The sequence below is a fragment of the Streptomyces purpurogeneiscleroticus genome (genome assembly GCF_020024005.1).
GTDB lineage: Bacteria > Actinomycetota > Actinomycetes > Streptomycetales > Streptomycetaceae > Streptomyces > Streptomyces purpurogeneiscleroticus.
The window spans coordinates 1-5,105 of the sequence record NZ_NHSG01000304.1; the positions used below are offsets into that span (position 1 = coordinate 1).

3 protein-coding genes and 1 pseudogene are annotated in these 5,105 nt (G+C 72.6%); 3 read left to right on the forward strand and 1 reads right to left on the reverse strand.

The window, feature by feature from the left end:
• The coding region (locus CCS38_RS19680; protein WP_223734614.1) for a DUF5691 domain-containing protein at nt 1-1,682 on the forward strand (1,682 nt) is incomplete at its 5' end.
• 161 nt (nt 1,683-1,843) lie between these two features.
• Here the strand turns inward: CCS38_RS19680 and icmB are convergent.
• Nucleotides 1,844-2,254, reverse strand: coding sequence for a coenzyme B12-dependent isobutyryl CoA mutase small subunit (icmB, locus tag CCS38_RS19685; protein WP_223734615.1), 411 nt, complete (start codon nt 2,252-2,254; stop codon nt 1,844-1,846).
• Between the two features lie 585 nt (nt 2,255-2,839).
• Here icmB and CCS38_RS19690 point away from each other — a divergent pair.
• Both CCS38_RS19690 and CCS38_RS19695 read left to right on the forward strand, forming a co-directional pair.
• On the forward strand, nt 2,840-3,976 hold the full coding sequence (locus tag CCS38_RS19690; RefSeq protein ID WP_223734616.1) for an alpha/beta hydrolase: 1,137 nt from the start codon (nt 2,840-2,842) through the stop codon (nt 3,974-3,976).
• Nucleotides 3,977-4,172: 196 nt separating this feature from the next.
• Nucleotides 4,173-5,105 (forward strand): annotated as a pseudogene (locus tag CCS38_RS19695) (M23 family metallopeptidase); the annotation flags it as partial.

Sequence of the window (5,105 nt, forward strand, 5' to 3'; positions counted from 1 at the left end):
CCCTCGCCCCGCCGGATCCGCGTCCCGAGCTGCCGGACGCGGCGCGGCGGAGGCTCGCGCTGCTGCTGGCCGACCGGGGCGGGCACGCCGGCAGCCGGCGCGGCGCGGCCCCCGACCTGACGGAGTTGCTGCCGCAGTGGCTCGCGACGGCCGGGGAGCGGGGGTACCGCGCGCCCGCCGCGCTGCTGCCGGCCCTGCTGGACGCGGCCCGGGCCCGTACGGACTTGCGGCCGGCCGCGCTCGCGCTGGCCGGGCCGCGGGCGCTCTGGCTGGCGCGGCTGAACGACGACTGGAAGTTCGCGCTGCGCGGGATCGGCGGCGCGGCGGCGCTGCCGGCGCGGCAGGACCAGGCGGCGAGCCAACGCCTCTGGGAGGAGGGCCTGTTCGCGGAGCGGGTCGCGCTGCTGTCGGCAACCCGCCGCCTCGATCCGGCGGCGGGCCTGGCGCTGCTCGCGGGCACGTGGTCCACCGAACGGGCCGAGGACCGGCTGATGTTCCTGGACTCGCTCCGCGAAGGGCTGTCGCCGGCCGACGAGCCGTTCCTGGAGAAGGCGCTGTCCGACCGCAGCCGGAACGTCCGGGCGACGGCGGCCGAACTGCTCTCCGCTCTCCCGGAGTCCGCCCTGGCCTCCCGCATGGCCGAGCGCGCCACGGCCTGCCTCCGGCTCGACGCCCCGGCCACCGGTCCGGTCGCGGATCCGGTCGCGGATCCGGTGCTCGTCGTGACGCCGCCGCGGGCGTGCGATGCGGGCATGGAGCGGGACGGCGTGGTGGCGCAGGCGCCGGCCGGGCGAGGCGAACGTGCCTGGTGGATGGGCCAGTTGCTCGAAGCGACGCCGCTCGGGGTGTGGTCGGGGCTACTGGGGTGCCGCACCCCGGAGGAGATCGTTGCGCTGCCGGTGGCGGACGGGCTGCGCACGGAGGTGCACGACGCCTGGTGCCGGGCGGCGGTGCGCCAGCGGAACGCCGCCTGGGCACAGGCGCTCCTGGGCGCCCCGACCGCAGCCGGCAGCGGGACAGCGGGCAGCGCCGTTTCCGGTGGGGAGACCGGGGCGTCCGGGGAGGCCGGGTCGTCGCGGGACGCGGCGAAGCTGCTGGGAGTGCTGCCCGAGGGGGAACGCGCGGAGTGGGTGGCGGAGTTCGTCGCGTCGCACGGGCTGTCGGACGCGTTCCGGCTGCTGGGGGTGTGCGCCGTGCCGTGGTCCGAACCGCTCGGCCGGGCGGTGGTCGACGCGCTGGACATCGCGCGGGACGCCGGCAGCTATCCGTGGAGCTTCAGCGGGGTGATGGGGCTGGCCGAACGGTGTCTGGACCCGGCCGCGGCGGATCGGCTCGACATGCTCACGGCACAGGGCGGCGAGCCGGAGGACGGCTCGCCCGGCGCGGACGGCTACTGGTCCGAAGCCTTCCAGCGCCTGGTCGGCACCCTCCGGCTCCGCGCCACGATGCACTCCGAACTGACCGACGGGGACGCCCGGCAGACCGAGGGAGACTCCCGGCAGGCCGACGCCCCGCACGCCGCGGAAGACACCTCGCACGCCGAGAAGGCCGCCCCGCACGCCGAGAGAGACACCCCGCACGCCGAGAGAGACACCTCGTACGCCGAGAGGGACACCGCGCACGCCGCGGGAGACGCCTCGTGCGCCGGGGCGGACTCCAAGCACGCCGGAGCGGGGCCGTGAGCCCCCGGGCAGCCCCCTGGACGGGGGCTCGGGCGGACTCCCGGACGGGCGCTCGGGCGGACTCCCGGACGGGCGCTCGGGCACGGAGGCGCCCCGCGCCCGGGCCGGGACCGACGCCGGGGCCGGAGAAGGAGACGGAGCAGGCGCGAGCCGCGGCTCGCTCAGGCCGTCAGCTGGCGGACGTTGGCGTTCACCCACTCGACGATGGAGGCCGTCGTGGCGCCCGGGGTGAAGATCTCGGCGACCCCCTGCTCCTTGAGCGGCGCGATGTCGGCCTCGGGGATGATGCCGCCGCCGAAGACCTTGATGTCCTCCGCGTCGCGCTCCTTGAGCAGTGCGATCACCTTCGCGAAGAGGGTGTTGTGCGCGCCCGAGAGGATCGAGAGGCCGATCGCGTCGGCGTCCTCCTGGATCGCGGTGTCCACGATCTGCTCCGGGGTCTGGTGGAGCCCGGTGTAGATGACCTCCATGCCCGCGTCCCGCAGGGCCCGCGCGATGACCTTGGCACCACGGTCGTGGCCGTCGAGCCCCGGCTTGGCCACCACCACACGGATCGGACCGGTCACACCCATCACTGCCTCCAAGCCAAGCGCGGCACCGGCCTTGACCAGCGCCGTCGAGCCGACAACCGAATATGCGGCCGCCTGGGCGGCCGCCAGCGTGAACGAACGTTATCCCCAGCATCGCGCACGGAGCCGTTTCGCGACATGGAGGGAGGGGGAAATCACACGTGGGACACGTTCGCTAGCGCCGTACGCCGCATCTCCTCCGCCGCCGCAAGGCGGCGGGGGCGTCTGCGGGGCGGCGCAGGGAGCCGCAGCAGATTGCCGCACCGCCGCGCCGTAGCCGCGCGGCACGGCAGTGCGCATTCCGGGTACGTACAGGCCCCCATGCACACGCACGGTGTGCGGGGAAGAGGTACCGCGTCACGTACGGACAGGCCGGCCGGGAGAGACGGAACGGACAGCACGGTCGGCACGTATGGCAGCCGCAGAGCCGCGGGGCCGCTTCGGGTGACACCCGTCGGCGGTCCGCGCCGGTACCTCAACGTCATCGGCGAGCACGGTGCACGGGGGCCGTGTACGCACCCAACGGCTCCCCTTGAGGGCATAACGGGGGACAGAGGCGTCCTCCGTGTGCCGTTCGGAGGTCGGCCGATGAAGGCCCTGCCCTTTCTCTGCTGTCTGATCCGCCCCTCCGCCGCCATGCTGCGCGTCACGGTCTGGGAGCTGGCGGTGCTCGCCGGGCACCTCCTGCTGTACCCCATGGGCGTTTCGCAGGAGCAGGCCGCGGCAGCGGCAGCCCGCGCGGGCGCAGCCGCGGACTCGACCAGGGGCTCGGCCGGGGGCTCACCCACCGGCCCGGCCAGAGGCACGCCCGCAGGCCCGGCCGCGGACTCGGCCGCCGACGCGGTACGCGATGCCGGACGGCCGCCGTCCGCAGGTACGAAGTCCGGGCCGAAAGCCACCAGAACCAAAGCGTCCACGGCCGCGGCCGGGACGGAAACGGGGGCGCACGCCGGTGCGCACGCCGGGACAGGCGGCGGCAGATCGAACGCCTGGGCGCAGGCCACGGCAGAACCGCTGCCCGCGCCCGCCATGCTGCCGACCGAGGGCCGGTCGCATCCGCCGGTGCTCCTGCTGCACGGCTTCATCGACAATCGTTCCGTCTTCGTCCTGCTGCGCCGCTCGCTGCGCCGGCACGGCTGGCGTCATCTCGAGGCGCTCAACTACTCCCCTCTCACGTGCGACATACGCAAGGCCGCGGAGCTGCTCGGCCGGCATGTGGAGGACGTCTGCGAGCGCACGGGTCACCGGCGCATCGACCTGGTGGGACACAGCCTCGGCGGCCTGATCGCGCGGTACTACGTGCAGCGGCTGGGAGGCGACGCGCGGATCCGGACGCTGGTCACGCTCGGCACCCCGCACGGCGGCACCCGGCTCGCCTCGCTGCTGCCCGCGCATCCGCTCGTGCGCCAGATGCGGCCGGATTCCGACGTGATCAAGGAGTTGGCCCGGCCCGCGCCGAATTGCCGGACGTCTTTCGTCTGCTTCTGGAGCGATCTCGATCAGATGATGGTTCCGACCGAGACGGCACAGATCAATCATGCCGATCTGCGGTGCCGGAACATCCATGTCTCCGGTGTCGGACATCTGGCTTTTCCGGTCAACGGCACGGTCGCGGCCGGCATCCGCGAGGCGCTGGCCTCGGCGGATCCGACGAATCCGGCCCGGTCGGAGAATCCCGGCGACGCGGCGGACGGGCTCGCGTCCGACCAGGCATCCGTCGCCTGATCCCGATCACGACGACTACGCCAATCGATGTCGAACATTCATCGAACGTCGGGCCAAGAACATGCCGGGCGTCCTCCGAAAGACGGCCAAATGCCCGGTCTGGAAGGGCCCGAAACCTACGGAAGATTGTCGCCGTCGCATACCGCCGGGTACAGTCGCCGCTAATTCTCCTGCTGCCGAGGCGAAAGAGAAGTTGGTGGTGAACGACCGTCACCCGTCGGGGAACACAGACCCGACCGGCTCTGCTGCTGACTCCTCGTACGGGTCCCACCCCGGTTACGAGCCGCACGGACAGCAGGACGCCCAGCTCGGTTACGCCGCGTACGACGGGTACACCACCGGCACGTACGACACCGGCGCGTATGCCGCCGGTACGTACGACACCGGCACCTACGACGTGAGCGGTGCGTACGACGCCTACGGAGCGCCCGCGTACGACACCGGTGCCTACGACACGGCGGCCTACGGCGGCGGGACGTACGACACCGGCACGTACGACACCGGCACGTACGACACCGGCACGTACGACACCGGCACGTACGACACTGGCACCTATGACACGGGCACGTACGACGTGAGCGGTGCGTACGAAGCGAACGGAACGTACGACGGCGGTACGTACCCCGCGGGGTACGAGACCGGTGCGTACGACCCGTATGCGTATCCGTCGTACGATGCCACGGGCACGTACGACGTGAGCGACGTGAACGCTGCGTACGACACCGGAACGTATGACACCGGCACGTACGACGTGAGCGGTGCGTACGACACCGGGGCGTATGACACCGGTGCGTACGACACGGTCGGCGGCACCTGGCCGGCGGCCGAGGGCTACGAGGCCGCCCCCCAGGACGCTCAGTTCGACCAGGTCGACCAGTTCGAAGCGACCCAGTACGGAACCGGCCACTTCGACACCGGTCAGTTCGACACCGGCCAGTTCGACACCGGTCAGTTCGACACCGGCCAGTACGAGGCCGCTGCCGGTCCGTACGAGGCCGCTGCCGAGTCCACCGCCGTCTTCACCGTGGACGACCTGGCCGACCCCGAAGCCGGATCCGGTCCCGCCCCCGAAGCCGGAGACGCGGCCGACAGCGATCTGCACTCCTCGGTCACCGCGATCATCCCCACC

Excerpts from the sequence above, each read along its gene's own strand:
- icmB (WP_223734615.1), bottom strand. The coding sequence starts at position 2,254 with ATGGGTGTGACCGGTCCGATCCGTGTGGTGGTGGCCAAGCCGGGGCTC.
- CCS38_RS19690 (WP_223734616.1), top strand. The coding sequence starts at position 2,840 with ATGAAGGCCCTGCCCTTTCTCTGCTGTCTGATCCGCCCCTCCGCCGCC.